Here is a 19,241-nt window from a genome sequence, read left to right as displayed (position 1 = left end):
AGACTTGGATACTAACAGGTATGTCGATGGGTTAACCTGCCATAGTGAGCCCTGGTAGAACACCCTTTACTGTCGCGAGTAGACAGTAAAGGGGTAAATTCTCAAATTACTTCAGAATTCGGGCGCGGAATTGACGACCCTTCATCTTACCTGATTCGATTTTGTTCAGTGCTTTCTTAGCCACAGATCTTTCTACCGCTACGTAAGCACGCATTGCGAACAGATTGATCTTACCCACTGATTTACCATCAATGCCGCCTTGACCGGTCAATGCACCAAGAATATCACCAGCACGAAGTTTCGCTTTCTTACCGCCATCAATCTGGATTGTCACCATGTTTGAGTAATATGGCTTAGCGATTGGTTTAGCTGGCAACTGAGACGGTTCGATTGGCATATCCATGTACTCATCGATTTGAGCAACACGGTACATCTCTTTTTCGCTAAAGAAGCTAATCGCAACACCTTTGCTTCCTGCACGACCAGTACGACCAATGCGGTGTACATGAACCTCAGGATCGCGAGACAGTTCAAAGTTGAACACTGCATCAAGGTTATCAACATCAAGACCACGAGCTGCAACGTCTGTTGCCACTAGAATCGAGATGGTTTTGTTTGAGAATTGAACCAAAGCTTGGTCACGCTCACGCTGTTCCATGTCGCCATGAAGCTCGATAACGCTAAAACCACGGTGGCTTAGCTCGTCGTTTACGTTCTGAACTTCTTTCTTAGTGTTACAGAACACAACCGCAGATTCTGGTTGATGATGAAGAAGGAGTAACTCTAATGCGTCATCACGAGCTTCAGTTCCTTCCACTTTGTAGAAGTGTTGCTGAATACTTGAGTGATCATGTGTTGATTCAACTTTCACCATTTCTGGGTTACGCATAATACGGTCTGCAACAGATTTAATCTGTTTAGGGAAAGTCGCACTGAACAATAGCGTTTGGCGATCTTTTGGTGCCGCTTCAATCACCGCATCTAGCGCATCTTGGAAGCCCATTTCCAACATACGGTCCGCTTCATCTAACACAAGCGTGTTGAGCTCAGAAAGATCAATACGCTCTTTCTCTAGGTGATCAAGAATACGACCAGGAGTACCCACAAGAATATGCGCGCCATGCTCTAGTGAACCAATTTGAGGTCCCATTGGCATACCGCCACAAAGTGTCAGTACTTTAATATTGTGAATACCACGAGCAAGAGTACGGATCTCTTTTGCTACTTGGTCTGCAAGCTCACGAGTCGGACATAACACTAAAGACTGAACACGGAAACGCTTAACGCGTAGGTTTTGCAGCACGCCTAAACCAAAGGCAGCTGTTTTACCTGAACCCGTTTTACCCTGACCGATAACATCCTTGCCATCCAGAATAGTAGGAAGACTCAACGCTTGAATAGGCGTCATTTCAGTATAACCAAGAGAATCTAACGTATTTAGAAGCTCTGGCTTAAGGGCGATTGAAGAGAATTTTGAAGTGCTCAATGGAAATATCCAACTGGTGAAAAACAGAGTGCATTATGAGTGTTTTTGAAAATTATTCCACCTTAATCACAGTTTTGGAGCAACATGTTAGGCGAATACAAAAAAACCAGCTGGGTCGCTGGTTTTTATGTTGTGACATCTAAGTCTGTATAGAAATACGAGTTCCTAAAAAGTCTTTAAGGCACACCGTGACCTTTAGATGCAACCCACACGCGATACCATTGCTCACGAGTCAGCTCGATCTTCAGAGCATCAACCGCCGTCTTCACGCGTTCAATCTTACCAGAGCCAATAATAGCGATCGGATTAGACGGTAAACGACGAACCCAAGCATAAATAACTTGGTCAATGCTATCTGCACCCACTTCTTGGCGAATTACTTCTAACTCATCACGAACACGAATCGCTTGTGCTGAATCACCACTGAAGATGCTACCGCCACCGAGGCAAGACCACGCCATTGGACGAATACGGTTCATCTGCAGTTGATCGAGCGTGCCGTCATGGGCTACTTCAAAGTTCAAGGGATTGATTTCAACTTGGTTAGTCACCAGTGGCTTACCGAGTCGAGATTGCAATAAGTCGAACTGACGCGGTGAAAAGTTAGAGACACCGAAGTGCTTAACCTTGCCGACTTTATGCAGTTCAGCGAACGCTTCTGCTACTTCATCTGCATCCATCAGTACATCTGGGCGGTGAATCAGTAATACATCCAGCTCGGTTACACCCAAGCGCTCTAGAGAATTATTTACTGATTGGTAAATATGATGCGCGCTGGTGTCATAATGATTGATCTTGCGATCAGGAGTATGGTCACCACACAAGTTGATGTCGCACTTGGTGACGATTTGGATATCATCACGAAGGCTTGGCTCAAGCGCCAATGCTTCACCAAACAACTTTTCACATTGGTAGTTACCGTAAATATCCGCGTGATCAACAGTTGTGATACCAAGATCAATGTGCAGCTTCAGGAAAGTCAGGCGTTGTTGCGGGGTCATACCCCACTCTGCTGTACGCCAGTATCCTTGCACCAACTCAGAAAGTTCTGGGCCTTGTGGCGCTGTCGTTACTCTTGCAACCATGGGTTGTCTCCTTTATCAATACTGCACGTATCCTAAGCTCGTTTTACCGAAGGCTCAACGTATAACAAATAGCAAAGGTAAACGCGTACTAAAAATGTGAGAGCCACAGAAAAACGAACACTTAAATGAATAATAGCTTGCTGTCTGCCCGTCAACCGTTCTCCTGAAAGGCTTGTTTACTCTGATGAATGACGAAACCATCTATAAATTTGAGCAATTAGAGACGATTTAGTTCAACCGTTAACTTGTCACCATCACTATGTAACTGAACCCAAGGAGCTGAAGAACGAGATGATGAAGAAGAATTAGGTACATTCCATACACTCACTTGCTCAGAGGAATGATGTGGTGAGTTGATGAATTTGACGAGTTGTTTATCTACCTTGTCGTAACCAACTCCCTCACGCTTCGCTTGTTCGAGTTGAGCGACCACATCAAACTCATCTTCCCCAATACGAATAGAACTGAGAGCAAAGCCATCCTGGCGAAGGTATACCTGAAGCTTTGTGTAACTTAGGTTCGAATAAGGCAGGTTTAAGCGAACCACCTCGACGCTTGAGTCAGCCAACTCCAGTTCAACATAAACATCCAAATCGTAATATTGAGTGAGGTCACTGCACAACAGAGTGCCTTCAACTTCGCCACAATCCATGAGTTCGATATCGTTAATATAGTTTTGAGAACTCGGTGGAATTGGGCTGATATTGAATACCGTTCGCAACCACCAGCTTTCACTCGCTTGCGCAGAGAATGAAAAGGCATTGAGAGCCAATAACAAAGGAAGGATTAAGATATGAAGAGTTCTCATTAGTTGTGCTTATTTCGTGCGGTATCAATCACCTATTATACGTGACCAATCCACAAACAACCGCTTAAGCCACAAATTTTAGGCGAAAAAAACGGGCATACATGCCCGCTAGATAAATTCTATCGCCAAATAACGTACCCTTTACGATACATCACGATATTTGAATCACTTATACCCACCTTCAATAGCTGGTTCTTCAAGGGATAGCCTTACTTTATTACGTTGAATTGCTTCTGGCGGCAAACTGATAAAACCGTATTGGTTCAACACGCCTTGATGATCTTCCGACAAAGTCAGCCCAACAAAGAACTTCTCTTGTTCCGTAAAGCCTTTGCGATGCGCTGGAATATTTAGGTACATATAGTAAACCGTTGCCAATGGGTAACGACCTGAGAGAATCGTTTCCTTGTTTAGGTCGTAGTTCACCCCTAGATTATCAACAACGCTGAGCCATTTCACATCAGAGATTTGATCCGAGTAAACGGTGTAACCAATCGCGGCATCTTCGTCCTCAATCTTACTAATCAGATCCGGCAGATCCGCTAAGAATTGAGTATTCGCATATTCGCCATCAGCTCCACACTCGACCCAACTTGAAAAGGTGGTATGGCCTTGCAGATTGTGGTCGATGGCGAAGGGCAACATGTGTGTGTCTAGGCTTTCTCCATCACTAGTGTCGCTACTTGGCGTCCATTTAGGATGCTTAGGGTCACTTGAACAACCAAACACATCTATAAGTTCAGCAACACTAATGGATGTGGCTGGGTTATTTTCATTCGCCAGAATCGCTATTACGTCCGCGGTAAACATCAGCTCGGTCGGTCTGTAGCCGTAGCGCATGTCGAACCTAGCCATCTCTTTATCAGTCCACTTTTTGGAAGTAATACCAACACGTGAGCGTTGCATGATCATCTGCTCGGGGACGCTGTCACTCAGTAAAATCTCTAGATCGATCTCTTGGCTCTTAAGCAGATCTTCAACGAGCCCTTGCATATTAGGCTCAATCGCGACCAAACCAATATCACTCACGTCATTCGCTAACGTTGATACAGAAAAAAACGCAGGTACAGCAGCAAGCAGTAAGCCCGATTTATTAGATAGACGTTTCATTACTGGCCTCCTACTGGATCAATCGATGTCTTAGATTCAACATCACTATTGCTGTCGAGTTGCATCTCTGAGGTAAAGATATTCCAAGATGGATTTACTTCCATACTCTCTGCTTTTAACACCGCAATGGTTCTACGTTTACGCTTGTGAAGATGCTGAGTTAAGCTAGTAATTTGAGTAAATTCTTGTTCGAAGATTCGCTCTCCATCGATACCTCTGTCAATCAGAGCATCTCGAATGACACCCGTCCTTTTCTTGGCCAGTGCTTTGTTATAAACATTGGTACCTTCTGAACTCGTATCACCGACTAAGGTCACTGAGGCATCAGGTTGCTCCCCAAGTAAACGCACCAACTCGTTTAACACGGCGGTGTGTTCTGGTTTAAGAACGTATTTGTCGAAATCAAATGCCACGCTTAATACTTCAACGTCTTCAACAATTTTCCAGTTTGCACATCCCTTAATGTCAACGGTCACACCTTCTGGTGTATCGGCACACAGATCTCGCTGATTGATAACACCATCACGATCATTATCTGCCAAATCATCAATCTGATGACGAGTCATCGTCGTATCGGGCGTTTCTGCACATCCCATCAGCAAGATAGAACTAAGTAGCGCTAATTTAAAATGTCTCATTACTTGTTCTCCCCTTGCCACTCTTCTGGATGCTCAATTCTCAACGCGTAGGTCAACATGCCCATCGCGTTCAAAACTCGATATGCCGCCAATGTTTGATCGTATTCAGTGCTAATAAAGTTTCTTCGAGCCAAGAAGACTTCTACTTTCGCATCAAGTACGTCTAATAGGCTTCGTCTTCCAACATTGAATTGTTGGATATAACCAAGCTCTGCAATTTTTGCCGCATCTACGTTTTGTTGAAGTAGCGATTTTTGCTGCTCAAGCATTTTGTAGGCGTTCCAAGCGAGCTGAGTGCCCTCTTTAACCTCACGCTCCGTTCGTAATCGTATCGCTCTTGCTTCTTCAACTCGCCAAGCAGATGATTCAACTCTGGAGTCGGTAGAGAAGCCATTAAACAGGTCGTAATCCATCGTTAACATGATACGCGCATCTTCATCAACACCACCCGGAGGATTAGACACGTTGTCATTCTTGTTGGCATGAAGCTCGAGTTTTAGCTCTGGGTAGTAATCTCCCTTCTCGCGGCGCATCTCTTTACGAGCGGCGTCAATATCAAGCAAAGAGGCTTGGATTTCAGGGTGATTCTCGACAGCCTGTTCAAGCGCAACCTGTGCTGAGCTTGGTAACAGAGCATAATCAAAACGTGGATAAACCAAGTTCACAGCAGGCTTGCCGACTAAACGTAGGTACTGAGTTTGTAAATCAAACAGGTTGTTTTGAGCAGCGATTAGTGAAGATTGCGCCGTCGCAACACGGGCAGAAATCTGAGCCAAATCCGAATTGCTACTCAGCCCTTTGCTTTTTTTATCTTGGATATCTTGGTAGATCTCTTGGTGTTCTTTTACATTACGCTTAGACAGTTCAAGTAACGTCTCTGCCTTGAGAATATCGAGATAGTTTCTCACCACATCTAACGAGACGTTTTCAGCTCGCGAAATCAGAGTTAGACGCTCAGCTTCCGCTTCAAAGGTTAATCGGTCGACATTCGACGTCGTTTTAAAACCATCGAATAACAACTGGGATACTTTAACGCCAATCTCGGTTCTCGTTAGGCCACGATCATCGGTATCGAGTTTGCTGCCACTGTTGTAGCGTGTCTCTTCATAACCTGCTGCCGCGTACAAGTTCACTTGTGGCATATACAAACCACTCGCCGCGTCTCCGTCTCTGATCACCGATTGGTATCGGGAGTACTGCGCCAATATCTCTGGGCTATAGTCGATGGCAAAAGCCACGGACTCTTCTAATGAAGCAGCTTGAGACAGCCCGCTCATTAATAAGCAAGAAGAGAGTAAGAATTTTGAATGCATTACACTTCCTTTTATATTTATGCTTTAACACACTTCATCTCTCGCGAAGTGAGTTTTCCTTAGCTCGTAAAATTGGCTTCAACCAATAACTCAATACTGTTTTTTCACCCGTTAATATATCCACCGCAACCTGCATCCCCGGGATAATACTGAACGCAGAGTTGTGTTGTTGATCTTCATCTAATTGAATGTGGGCGCGATAATAGGCATTACCGTCTTCCGTTTGTAAGGCGTCGGCACTGACATAAATCACCTCGCCTTTAAGTCCGCCATAAATGACAAAATCATAGGCCGTGAATTTAACGGTTGCGCCTAACCCATTATGAACAAACGCGATATCTTGCGGAGAGATCCTCGCTTCGACAATCAAATCACTGTTTGATGGAATGATCTCAATAATCGGCTCACCGGGACGAACAACACCGCCAATAGTACGAACGAATATCTCTTTCACCGTGCCGTCAACGGGCGCTAAGATTTGAGTTCGTTTCAGTTGGTCGGCAATAGCTTGTTGGCTTTCATTCAATTGCGCTATTTTGCTGGCCACTTCATTCAGTTGGCCTTGTACTTTGGCACGAAAATCTAACGCGATGCTGCGGTGGTCGGCTATCGATTCTGAGTAAGCCGCTATCTGTTTCTGAGCCGCCACTTTCGAGCTAGCAATATCACCTTTCAGTTTAACCACATCACGGTTCAGTTTCAGCAACTCGACTTCTGCTACAGCACCACTCGCCACTACGTCTTTCAACATGTTGCGCTCTCGAATCACGATATCTAGGCTGCTCTCTAAAGTCTGAATATTATTGAGCGTATCGACACGTGCTTGATCTTGCTGCTCAATGCGAAGTGCCGCCTCTTCCAGTTCCGATTTCAACTGACCTAAACGTTCTCGATAGTTGGCTTTGGCGTTCATTAATGCCGGATGGCTCGATACATCGATGACAATATTTTGTGGCACCAAGACCACTCGTTCAAACCACTCTTTTGCATCGTTATTTAAAACGACTGTCGACAGCTCTGCTTTCAATCTTAATTGTTGAGCCAGTAAGGTATCCGCTTGTTGAGCCGACTCTAAAAAAGCCGCTTTAAAACGAGTGTCTTCTAACTTAGCTAAAGGCTGTCCTTTCAACACTGATTGACCTTGTCGCACCATGATCTCTTGAACTAGACCACCTTCTAAGCTCTGAATGGTTTGTACAGAAAGGCTAGGAACGACTTTGCCCTCGCCGATCACGACTTCTTCCAATGTTGCCCATGACGCCCAACCGATGATAGACACAATCAATAACGCACTTAGCCAGATCAGCTTGCGAGAACGAAATGCCAAGTGGTTGTTGGTCCATTGAATATCATTACTCATGACGGCCTCCCTTCACCACTGAAACCGTCTTAAACCGACTCGCCCCTTTGGGTGCACTTTTCTTCTGTAGAGAGAGAATGTCTTTTGGCTCACCCTCTGCCACGATCTGACCTTTATCTAATACAACCACACGATCACACATCATCAAGAAGGAAGATTTGTGCGAGCTGATCAGCATCGAGGTTTCTCTTGGCATACTTTGCAACGCATTGAAGAACTGTATCTCGGCTTGATTATCAAGTGCGCTGGTTGGCTCATCCATGATCAGTAATTTTGGACAGCGATAAAGCGCCCTGGCGATAGCAACAGCTTGTCGTTGTCCTCCTGAAAGCAATCTACCACCTTCACCGACAGGCGTTTCTAAGCCATTGCTTAAGCGCCCCATGTAACCGTTAAGGCCAGACTGTTGCAGCGCTAGTCTTAGCTTTTCTTCATCAACGTTGGTCGCACCCAGTGTGACGTTGTCGTAAACACTGCCAAAGATAAGATTGGTGGTTTGCCCCACCCAACCCATACCACTGCGCAAGACACTGGTTGGCCATAACTGCCCATCAATCTCTTGATAGAAAGCTTGTCCTGTTGTTGGTAAATATTGGCGTGCAACAATCGATAAAAGTGTGGTTTTTCCTGCGCCTGCCGCACCAACAAGGCCAACTCGCTCACCCGGTTTTATTTCAAAAGAGATTTCCTTTAGCGCTGGGCTTTGAGTCTCTGGATAAGTAAACGTAACTTCATCCAGCCTAACTCCGCCGTCAAAGTCACCCTTATCAATCACTTGATGCTTGGACTCTTCTTGCGGTAAGTCCATGATCTGATTTAGGCCTTCAACGGCTGAGCGTGTTTGTTGAAACCTCAGCAATAGAAGAGAAAGTTGGTTCACCGAGCTTGCGGCACGTCCACTCAACATCACCACAGCTATCAAACCACCCATACTCAGCAAGCCTTCAGAGATCTGATACACGCCGAAGATGATGAGAGTAATGGTGACGATCTGCTGACTCGATTGAATGGAATGTGTCACGATATTAGAGTAGTGGCGAGATTGAGTCTGCCATTGAGAGAGCGATGAAATAGTCTGTTCCCAACGCTTCTGGGTAATACCTTCAGCATTGTTTTGCTTGATATCCGGAAGAGTTGTTAAGCAATCAAACAGCTGTGCTTGTCTTTGTGTCGACAAACGTGCGGTTTCATCGAATGTTTTCTCGACTTTACCTTTCATCGCAATGCTTAGCACGATCAATACCAACATGATCGCGACAGGGATGAACATCATCGCACCACCGAGCCAGCCGATAAGGAATAGGAATAACAAGGTGAATGGCAGGTCGACTAAAGTAACCAAAGAAATAGAAGTGAAGAAATCTTTCACGCTATCGAAATCTTGAAGCTGTCTGGCAAAGGCGCCTACCGACTGAGGTCGATTTTCCAACTTCATACCAAGGACTTTTGAGAACAATTGGGAAGACAACTTGTTATCAATATAGCGCCCAGCCATATCAGTCACAGAGCTGCGTGAGCTTCTCAACACCCAATCAAAAATAACGACAATACCAACGCCTGCTGCCAGAACCCAAAGCGTGTTAAACGCTTGGTTTGGCACCACGCGGTCGTACACGTTCATGGTAAACAGAGGCACGACTAGCGCGAGTAAGTTGATCAAGAATGAAGCGATAAACAGGTCTCGATACCAAGGTTTCACTTCTTTGACGACACGCCATAACCAACGGGTGTTGGATTTATTCTCGCTACGTTCATGGGATTGAACACGCGCATCATCAAGTGCTTGAGCACCTACTTGCCACACATACGATTCCACTTGAGCAACCAAGTCTTTTAACGATGTTTCTTGGCTTGAGTTGGTTTCACAATCCAATACTTGAAATTCGCCACCGGAGCCTTGAGTGACAACAAGGGGGCTCCCTGTCGCGGAATTAACAGCAACAACAGGGAACTGACATTGAGTCAGTAATTCTTTTTTAACGTGGCTCAAAGTTAACCCCGATTTTTCAATAGCTCTTGGAAAAAGGGATTCATTGAGCCTTCCTTCATTTAAAGGTAGGCCAGACACTATTTTGGAAGGATGGCTGCGAACATTAAAATGCTCACATAACCATTCAACACAACCTAGCCAGCTGTCTTTTTGTTCTACCAATCTAAACTTCCTTTTATAGACTGTACATCTAACTTACAGCGTTAAATTATTGTCTTCTATCATTTTTTGTAAAATTTGTGCTTCTAATGCACTGCTACTGTCACCTTGATACAGATCGTCGTACGTAACATCGGCTAATAAGATGTTTTGTTGAACGTCTTCATCGCCATTAGGTTTAATAGAAATGGTCACACCTTCACCAGATTCTTCTAAATCTAGATATTGTGTTGCCCCTAACCCTGTATTAAGCCCTAGGCTTCCCAAAATACCCGAGAGGTCAATTGCATCAGTATCTGGAGACGCATCAAAATCTTGAACTACATCGTAGCTTGGGGCTTCTACACTCCCTAAGCCTGAAGAGGCGAACACAAAATTATCAGAGCCCGTACCGCCAATCAGCAGATCATTATCATCTGTCGCGGTAATCGTAGAATTCCCTTCAGCAACAAACTCAACTGATACCGTTTGAGGTAACCCTACCGCTTGGTTATTGCCTATTTCAGCAGAAGGTTCGATGGTGAGTTCAAATGGTTCAACACCATCATAACCGCCAGTAATAGCCAAATTAGGTACATCCGCTAAATCCACCACATACTGACCATCGACCATAGAACCGTGTGAGAACGTCAAACCTGCGGGAATATCATAGATGGTAATGAAGCCCGCTTCTGAGTCGGCAGGGTTAACAAGAGAGAGATCTAGGTTAAGCGGAATCGTGCCACTCGCTTCTGCCACAATCGAAGAGTATTCAACACTCAATAACGGAGCATCAGGCTCTGGTGTGATGATAAGCGTCATATCTTGTGAACTTGGGTCACCCGTGTCGACCACTAACTCACCGAGTACCGTATTTTGATCAACCGTTCGGCCTGTAATCGTAATATCAAGGTTACCAAACGCGTCGCCCGCAAAGAATTCGAGCTCATCAACAGAGCTTGCTTTAACGAGGATCGTCGCCTGTATGATGCCACCCACATTAGTGAAAGAGCTGGTTTCTGATCCAATTCGAATTCGATCTAGCCCAACTAAACCTGATGGATCCGAAGTCGAATTCACCGTTACGGTAATTGCTAAGAATTCATCACTGTTGGTTTCAAAGCTATTAGCATCGAGAGGAATCACGATGCCATCATCTTCACTTCCAGTGAGCTGTTCAGGTAAATCGAAGAACTCCACTTTATCGCCGATAGGGTTTACACCAACGGTAAATTCAGATTCGGTATAACGAATATCTGTCGTGCCGATTTCCTGAGTAATCGCCTCAAGGACTAGATTCATATCACCACTAAAATCTCGTGGCGGCAGAATAACAAGATTAGCAAGCTGACTTGGATCGAGCTGCCACTCATAAGTAGGGTTACCATCAAAGGTACCGCCATCAACGCCATTATTTGGAACTAATTCGTAGCTATCGCCCACCTTTATCGCAACAACCGCGCCTTCAGGCACGCCTTTCAATGCCAAGGACATATTTTCAGAGCCATCTTGGTCAATCAGCTCCGCGCTAAGTGATGACAGTGAAATGTAGTTGTCTTCGTCGCCTACTATATCCTCCGTCACCAAGTTCGCCGCATCCGCAACAGGTTCAACGGTGATCGTCACCACGGTCGTCTTGTCTTGAGTATCGGTTTCAACGACACAATCCGCTTCATCGGTAATATTGGCCGTCACTGTTAAGGTAATTTCGCCGCTGTAATGTTCTGGTGGTGTTACCAACACATCGCTCAATCGGCTAGGATCGGTTACCGTCCACGTACCATTGCCGTTATCAACCAACAAACCAGTATCAGTAGGGCTTTCCGATAGCGTGCCGCCATTTGATACCGTTATTGTTAGAGAGTTAATGGTCTCTTTACCGGTAGCACTGTTACCCTCTCCCGTGATTAACTGCCCGTCTTCAACGCTATCACCGAGAACTAACTCAAGGTTAAGGTCGGTTGTAATATCTTCCTGGATTGTTGTCGAATCCGTGGCAACGGTAATGTCATCCACAACAGGCAATACTTGAATACTGATGGTTTGATCTGTTGTGACGGTCTCTCCGTTACAAGGAGAGGTCTCAATGGTTTTAATCGTAAAGTCGATACAGCCGGCAAAGTCTTCATCTAATCCTGTTAGCGTTAGTTTCGAGAGACCATCGGCAGTAATTGAATAACCGACAACTTCGCCAGCCGCGTCATATTCCGCAATAACACCATCACCTGAAATCTCGACGCCTTCAGGAAGAGAATCAGCAGGAATATAGAAAGAGATCGTATTGTCTGGGTCACTCGCTACATTGGTATTGAGCAAGCCCGTTAAATCGATATCTTCACCTTCATCAGTCTTAATATCACCACCCGGTTGAATGGGACTTGGTGGGCCAACGGGGTCACAAGTACCGCCACCACCGTCATGGCCAGTGATCTGAATTTGGAATGAAGTATCAATATACTTCGAATCTTCACCATCAATCACACGAGCACGAACCACAATATCTAAAACGGGAGTATCGCTTGGGCTAGAGATCGTCATACCGCTCAAGATTTCTTGCGCCAACTCTTGGATAGAGTCACTCGTCAGGCCGTTCGCCGAGATAATCCAGTTTCCTGAAATATCTTGAGCAGCTCCGTTAGGGTGGTCGATAATCAAAGAGTACCCATCAGGTACATCGATCAATATATAATCTAAGTACTCTGAGCCATCCATATCAGCATCAACAAAAGTAACCGCGTCTGACACGTTGACCGGAGAGCCGTCATCACTGGTGTACAGCTGACCCGAACTTTCTAAACGTGTATCTGACTCGACCCTCGCATCAACGGTAACACTAATGGCTCCCGAGATATCTTTTACATCAGTTGCGCCTGTCGGCGAGGTGTCGGTAACTTCATAGGTAATTGGGATCGAAAATGTACCGCTCAAATCTTCAGTAGCAAGAACGGTTAATCTGTCGCTATCTAGTAATTCTTGAAGAGTGACTCCTTCTGAGCTTGCTAACCCACCTAAGTCTAAACCAGCAGCATCAACAGTAATCTCCACACCATCGAAATACAGAGTTAGATCATCAGGCAAGCTATCAATAATGTAACCTGTTAACGTTTCACTACTGTCAACATCTTGATTAACCGAAATATTTAATGACAGTGTAATGTAGCTATCTTCAATACCAACGCTACTCACGACTACACCATCGGTCTGATCGACAACAGGATCGAGAGTCACCTTCAACGCCATCGGGAATTCGCCCGAATCACCATCAGGCTCTGTAGAGATAGCAATAACGGTTAGCTCTAGCTCACCACTAAAATCAGTAATTGGCTTGAGATACAAATCATTCAGTTGGGCGTTAGAAACCTGGAATACTGGGCCTGTTACATCGTCAATGTAGGCGATGGTCAGCGACACAGGCTCACCCAATGAATCCACCAGCAAGGTGCCGTCAGGAATATTAGTAAGCAGTATATTGATATCTTCAGAAACATCGTCATCAGTTGTTTGGACGACAAAGTCGAGTTGAATCAAACCATCTTCATTGAGAACAGATTGATTGCTGATGACTTTGGTAATACTGTCATATTCCCAATGCGCATTTCCTCCATCCACAACAGTAGGTTCATCAACAACGCCTTTGAGGAAGATGTTGATGGTTTGAGTATCGCTTAACGCAGTCACATTGATAGGGTCTAGTGAGTCAATGGCAGATTCTGTGGCTACCGCCGTGACCTTAATGTACAAATCTTCAGTAAACGAACTGATGTCTTCTTTTGGTAGAAGATAAGCCACACCATTCTCGATGGCCTCCGCAGAGACTAGGTAGGTATCAGGACCAATTAAGTCGAACAGTCCACCTTGGATAGACCAACCATCTTGCAGTTCGATTTGATAGCTTAACGATTCAGAACCGTCGGTATCAGTTAGCGATCCATCAATCACGTTCTTGAGGAAGATGATTTCATCTTCTAGACCTTTGTAGTCCTTAACGGATACATGTGGAGTATCAGCATCCGGTGAGATTTCAACGACTACGGTATTGACGATATCGGCCGTTTTATCTGCGGGGTCAGCGAAAGTGTTTCCCGCTTCGGTTGCAATCGCAGTAATCTCAAACTCAAATCGACCAGCAAGATTTTCATCAGCTCTGATTTCCATTTTGTCGATTTGGTTCTGGGTGTACTCTTTGCCTTCTTTAACCGCGTTTCCGTTCAAGGTGATATTCAGCCCATCGGGAATGCCGCTAATGGTGTAAGACAGTTCTTCAGATGTATCTTGGTCAACCAACTGAGCAGTGATATCTAATTTAATTGGGTCTGCGTCATCTTCTACCGATTGGTAGGTGAACACTGAATCAGACCAATCCGGCGCATCCGCTACGGGTAAAACAGAAACAGAGACATCTGCGGTCAATTCTTTTGGAATTGTGTCAGTACTAATAATGGCGTTGATCGCTAGAATAACCGTTGAGGTCGTATTTGATTCATGAAGTGCCGGTCGATAAGTTAACTGACCATTAGGGCCGGTAAACTGACTGTCAATCACCGTTAACTGATTGCCTGAAAGCGTCACTTTTCCATCAACCACTTGAAGTAATACGCCATCTAAATACAGGCTACCGCCTTGCAAAGAATCTTCTGAGAATTCAATAGCCGTAACGGTTTCGCTTTGGTCAACGTCTCCGGTAGAAACACTCACCACAATAATGGCATCGTTATCTTCTGTAGTTTCAGAATCCTCATAACGAATAAAGCCTTCGTTATCATCTAGGACAAGCTCTGCAGTACTCGTGACCTCATCACCATCGGCATCGCGAACCAAATAATCAATGTCATCGATTAATCGAGGATCGGTAGGGTCAGTTGATACATTGGCATTAGTAGTCAGTTGGTAGCTGCCATCAGAGTTAAGAGTAAACTGACCGTAGACGCTATTATCAAAATCATTAATGAGATCAATCTCGATTGACGTAATTACATCGGTAAAAGTGTAGGTATCACCGCGATAGTCAAAACTAACAATGACGGCGCCATCCGCACCAGCAAATTCTTCTGTTAAGAACTGTCCGCTGAGATTATCGCCTTCCACCATTTCAATGGAACCAGAACGAGAAGTTGGCACTGCATCCGTAACATTAACAACATAAATAGCCGGATCAGAACTATCACCATCGGCATCAGTAACGACCAATTCAAAATTCACAGCAAGATTATTTTCACCATCACCCGTAGCATGATCAAACGGCGCATATAGATTGAACTCTGTTGTGCCATCGTTGTTAAAACGAATTCGGAAGATATCGTTACCCGACGTATCTTGAGCGTAATACCAACCATCGGCATTCACTGCCTGCAATGAAATGGCTTGCCCACCACTGGTATAAGCTAATGCGTCAAAAGCATCGGTATTAACTGAAACTGATGCGATATCGTCCGAGCCTTGGATAATAGCGATCGATGGGCTTGGTTCTTCAGTCCCAGTTTGTTCGTTGTCACCAATGAGTCCATCTTCATCGACAGATATGCTGCCTACAATCGAGAATGCAGGATCCTTACCATCGTATATTTTAATGTCTGATTTTTGGGTGGAACGCGAACCATCTGAATCAATAACGACAACCGTGGCCGGTATGCTCAATTCGGTATCTTTTAACCCAGCACCATGATCAATAGAGCGATATAAATCAATCTCAACGGCAACGGTACCTGAGATATTAGCTTCTAAGAAATAATCAGATGGCAGACGAATCTGCATAATGACATCGCCATTACTTAATATCGCATCAAAACTGCCATCACCATTATCTCTCCAAGATAAAGCCTCGCCATTATGGGTGACTGCTTCACCGTCGCTATCCAAAACGGCTTGACCGTTTGTCACATCAATACCAAGATAAACGATAGGATCATGCGATGCCGTGATATCCAAATTAACCACTGCACTCTGTTTTACGCCATCAGGAGTAGTATCCGCAATTGGGGTTTCAGACAATTCAACCGTACCGCTGCCAATCGTTGGCTCACCACCGTCGGTAATAGAAACGATTAAATCTAGTTTAGTTTGGTCGTTATCGGAATCACGGGCTGTAACAGTAAACGGTATGGTATCTGTGCCATTGGCTTGATCCAAACCTTTGTACAGTGTGAAGACGTAATCCACACTGCTGTCTACATCATCTGATACCGGCGCTGCGAAACTCACGGTAAAGGCAACGTCACCACCAGCGACTGGCCCTGCGTAGCCAGTCAATAATGTACCATCCTCAGAAACGGTGTAATAAATCTGCTCGCCGCCACTAAAGAGCTGAGGTTGATCAGCTAAATCAAAGAACACGCTATCTAAATAATCACTGCCAATCCCGATACTGAAGGTTCCGGTGCTACTGACTTCACCGATAGGATCATTGCTTAGCTCCGACTCGTTGACCGAAGAATTTGAATCGAGAATTAAACTCGGATCATTACCGTCCTCGATCACCCATGATATTTGGCCGTTTTCTAAAGCAGTGCCATCGGTGTCTGTGCCAATAATATTTAACGGAATCGTAAGTAAATCACTGGTGAGCACATGGTCGAGTGGCCGTTCAATCACCAAAACGATATCGGCAAGTACATTGTTCCCGTTGACCGTTGTCGTCATTGAAAACGAGAACACATCATCATCACCTTGCTTAGCTGTAATAGTACGACCATCTGCGCTGAGAGTATAAGTAAGCACTGTAGCGTCGCCACCTGAAGTAATACCTAACGCTTCTAGTCGCGCGACAGTCTCAGAGCTAAATTGTATAGAATCTGGGGCTGGATTATCCGAACCACCTAATACAGTAAATTGAGCATTGATGGTTTGCGAACCGGAGGTCACGTCGACTTCCGTCACCGTTTTCGAATCATCCAATATCTGTCCTGCCGCACCATCCATGATATCAATAGTCGCCGTTGCAGAGCCAAAATCACCACTAGAGTCAGCGGCAACGTAATTGAAGATAACGGTATGGTCTTGGTTATGATCTAGATTTCGATTGGCTTCAAAGGTCCACTGGCCATTAGCAAATACGGTCAATACACCATCCCCGGTATTGAACACCGCAGGAGTTGCACCTGAAATATCCTGACTGACTCCACCAACTTCGACGCTACTAATGGTTAGTGCGGTATCAAGGTCAATGTCATTGTTAAGAACGTTGCCTGACGATGTTTCACCTTCAACCATCGAGTAAGACTCGCCGAACAGCAAAGGTTCAGAATCTAGAATCGTGATCGGTAATTCGCCTAAAACGAGCTCAGTGGTTCCATCATCATCAATCTGAAGACCTTCGATAATGATCGCCGTTTGAAGTAACTCTTCACCAGCCTGTTGGTCAACCGCTTGGTAGAAAGTGATTTCAACGGTACCTCCAACAATCTTAGCTTCGAAAACCAGTGTTCCATCGGTTCGTGTTGCTTTGATCACTTGACCGTCAGACTCTAATTCAATAGCGATAGATTGACCTTGAGACGTCACTCCCTCAGCAGAGACTTGGTTTGCACTAAAAGCAAACTCATCAGCAAACTGAATATTGATGTCAGCGACTTGGGTTTGATCTCCAAAGATACCAACCGTACTTTCAGAAAATGAGACTGAATCTGGCAGTATAATACTTGGCATGTCATCACTGACTTCATTACCAATCGAGTTAACAACTCTCGCATCGATAATCCACTCAGTAGATGGGTCTAAGCTAGAGACATCAATATTCTCGACTAGCCAGCCACCGGACGCATCAACTACACCTTCAAAAGTCAGCGTTTGCGTACCATCATTGATCTCTATGTAGACAGGTAAACCTTCGGAAACATCGGTCGTACCCTGCATGGTGGTTAAATCACCACTACGAAAATCTAAGATGTTGAAACCAGATAAGGTATCAATATCGATAACAGGTGGGACGGTATCAATTTGTCCTGTCGAGTCTGTGCCCGTTGTTTCATTACCTGCAATATCAACGGTAACTGCTTCTACGGTAATGTTGCCATCCGCAAATGCAGACAGATCGACATCATCGATGCTCCAAGCCCCTGCAACAACTACGGTTTGTAACGTGATAGACTGATTATTGCTATCCGAAACTGTGACGGTAATAGGCTGTCCATTTTCTACATTTTGAACAACACCTTGTAGACGAACAGATTGAACCTCTTCAGTGTTGAGTATGTTGTCGGCATCATCGAATTTTGCTGTGATACTTGCCAGAGTATCCTTAACGATTATATCGCTAGAAGTAACAGTATTGCCCGCAACATCCGTAACGCTAGCCTCTACGGTCAAGATTCCTTCTGCAAACCCCGAATAGTCTTGACCTGTCAGCGTCCAATTTCCGCCAACTACTGTGGTCGTATAAACTTGGGAGACATTAAGGCTATCGGTAAGGGTAATAGTGATCGTTTGACCGTCTTCAACATTGGTCACCGTGCCAACCAAGGCACCATTAGTAATTTCGGCTAAGTTGTAATACTCATCACCAAAACCATCAAAATCGACACTGATGTCCGCCAACGTATCTTTAACGATGGTATCGCTAGAAGTTGCTGTATTACCGGCAATGTCCGTAACGCTTGCTTCAACCGTTAACTCACCTTCAGCGAAAGCTGAATAATCTTGGCCAGTTAGAGTCCACTCGCCACCGGAAACTATCGCGGTATAACTTTCTGACTTACCATCGACATCGGTGATGGTGATTGACACTGTTTGGCCATCTTCAACATTGGTCACCGTGCCGACCAAAGTGCCATTGCTCACTTCGGCGGAGTTGTAATACTCATCACCAAAACCATCGAAATTGACACTGATATCCGCCAACGTATCTTTGACTATGGTATCGCTAGAAGTTGTCGTATTACCGGCAATGTCCGTAACGCTTGCTTCTACTGTTAGCGTACCTTCAGCGAAGGCAGAGTAATCTTGGCCAGTTAGAGTCCACTCGCCACCAGTCACTGTCGCGGTATAATTTTCTGACTTGCCATCAACATCGGTGATAGTGATTGAAACTTCTTGACCGTCTTCAACATTGGTCACCGTGCCGACCAGTGCGCCATTACTCACCTCGGCAGAGTTGTAATATTCATCACCAAAACCATCAAAATCGACACTGATGTCCGCTAACGTATCTTTAACGATGGTATCGCTAGAAGTTGCCGTATTACCCGCAACGTCTGTAACACTTGCTTCTACTGTTAGCGTACCTTCAGCAAAACCCGAATAGTCTTGGCTGACTAATGTCCATTCGCCACCAGAAACTATCGCGGTATAACTTTCTGACTTACCATCAACATCGGTGATG

Annotated in this window: 9 protein-coding genes; all 9 read right to left on the bottom strand. The window is 45.0% G+C overall.

All coding sequences use genetic code 11. The annotated features are described in order from the left end of the window. Window positions 1–106: 106 nt before the first annotated feature. Window positions 107–1,486: an ATP-dependent RNA helicase DbpA gene (gene dbpA, locus ACFI6G_RS19095; protein WP_016791114.1), complete on the bottom strand. Its 1,380-nt coding sequence runs from the start codon at window positions 1,484–1,486 to the stop codon at window positions 107–109. A 176-nt stretch (window positions 1,487–1,662) separates the two neighbouring features. After that, window positions 1,663–2,571, bottom strand: coding sequence for an aldo/keto reductase (locus ACFI6G_RS19090; RefSeq protein ID WP_016791115.1), 909 nt, complete (start codon window positions 2,569–2,571; stop codon window positions 1,663–1,665). Between the two features lie 217 nt (window positions 2,572–2,788). Beyond that, window positions 2,789–3,379, bottom strand: a complete 591-nt coding sequence (locus ACFI6G_RS19085) for a hypothetical protein (protein ID WP_016796354.1) — start codon at window positions 3,377–3,379, stop codon at window positions 2,789–2,791. Between the two features lie 165 nt (window positions 3,380–3,544). Next, complete coding sequence (locus tag ACFI6G_RS19080; protein WP_462710424.1) at window positions 3,545–4,489, bottom strand: PstS family phosphate ABC transporter substrate-binding protein; 945 nt, start codon at window positions 4,487–4,489, stop codon at window positions 3,545–3,547. Further along, entirely contained in the window at window positions 4,489–5,127 is a 639-nt protein-coding gene (locus tag ACFI6G_RS19075) for an OmpA family protein (protein ID WP_016793082.1), read from the bottom strand. Before ACFI6G_RS19075 ends, ACFI6G_RS19080 begins: the two co-directional genes overlap by 1 nt. Continuing rightward, on the bottom strand, window positions 5,127–6,440 hold the full coding sequence (locus ACFI6G_RS19070) for a TolC family outer membrane protein (protein WP_016793083.1): 1,314 nt from the start codon (window positions 6,438–6,440) through the stop codon (window positions 5,127–5,129). The genes ACFI6G_RS19075 and ACFI6G_RS19070 overlap by 1 nt, the downstream gene beginning before the upstream one ends. Before the next feature lie 34 nt (window positions 6,441–6,474). Then, window positions 6,475–7,800 (bottom strand): HlyD family type I secretion periplasmic adaptor subunit, encoded by a 1,326-nt coding sequence (locus ACFI6G_RS19065; protein ID WP_016788819.1) that lies wholly within the window; start codon window positions 7,798–7,800, stop codon window positions 6,475–6,477. Further along, window positions 7,793–9,952, bottom strand: a complete 2,160-nt coding sequence (locus tag ACFI6G_RS19060; protein ID WP_016791119.1) for a type I secretion system permease/ATPase — start codon at window positions 9,950–9,952, stop codon at window positions 7,793–7,795. The genes ACFI6G_RS19065 and ACFI6G_RS19060 overlap by 8 nt, the downstream gene beginning before the upstream one ends. A 33-nt stretch (window positions 9,953–9,985) precedes the next feature. Then, the coding region (locus ACFI6G_RS19055) for a T1SS-143 repeat domain-containing protein (RefSeq protein WP_462710423.1) at window positions 9,986–19,241 on the bottom strand (9,256 nt) is incomplete at its 5' end.

Source organism: Vibrio sp. PSi01, from assembly GCF_054960695.1.
This window is presented reverse-complemented; position numbering and strand designations above follow the sequence as displayed.